The sequence below is a fragment of the Pseudomonas sp. CM27 genome (assembly GCF_013179515.1).
GTDB lineage: Bacteria > Pseudomonadota > Gammaproteobacteria > Pseudomonadales > Pseudomonadaceae > Aquipseudomonas.
This window is the reverse complement of record NZ_JABMCN010000495.1, coordinates 1-666: the sequence shown is the minus strand read 5'-3', so window position 1 is coordinate 666 and position 666 is coordinate 1. Positions and strand designations below refer to the sequence as shown.

1 protein-coding gene and 1 pseudogene are annotated in these 666 nt (G+C 60.5%); both read right to left on the bottom strand.

Annotation, left to right across the window (positions count from 1 at the left end; genetic code table 11):
- Positions 1-107, bottom strand: a pseudogene (locus tag HP547_RS29185) (alkaline phosphatase family protein); the annotation flags it as partial.
- Between the two features lie 145 nt (positions 108-252).
- Positions 253-666, bottom strand: a 414-nt coding sequence (locus HP547_RS29180; protein WP_172288985.1) for an ABC transporter substrate-binding protein, incomplete at its 5' end; no start/stop codon positions are given.

Below are 666 nucleotides of genomic sequence, written 5' to 3'. Positions count from 1 at the left end.
AGCGCGGCGCGGTCGGCCTCGACATAGGCGTGCAGGTGGCCCATGGCGTGGTGGGCGACCTGGTAGTTGAGGCCGTCTAGCAGGACCAGAATGACGTTGTGTTGCATGTTTGCTCCAGTCATGAACCGCGTTGGATTCATCGCCGGCAAGCCAGCTCTCACAGGGATCCCACATGGCGAGTGTTGAGGCGATCTTTGTGGGAGCTGGCTTGCCGGCGATGAGGCCCGTACAGGTGCCAGGGATGCTGGCGCCTTACTCCATTTCGATGATCACCTGCTCCTGCCACTTCTGCGGCAGCGCCTTGGAGGTCTTTTCCCAAACATCGGCGTTCTTGATCGGCTGCGCCGCACCGTACTGCTCGTTGGGCAGCAACTTGGCCTGCACGTCTGCGGGCAGCTTCAGGTGCTCTGCCCGGATCGGCCGCGCGTGACCCTTGGCCAGATTGATCTGCCCTGCATCACTGAAGATGTATTCGCGGGTCAGCTTGGCCGCATTCGGGTGCTTGGCGTACTTGTTGATGATGGTGGTGTAACCCGAAGTGACCGAGCCATCCGAGGGGATCAACACCTCAAAGCGTTTGGGATCGATCTGGTCACGGTAGCTCAGGCCGTTGAAGTCCCACACCACGCCAACTTCCACCTCGCCCTTTTCCAGCGTCTGGATGGT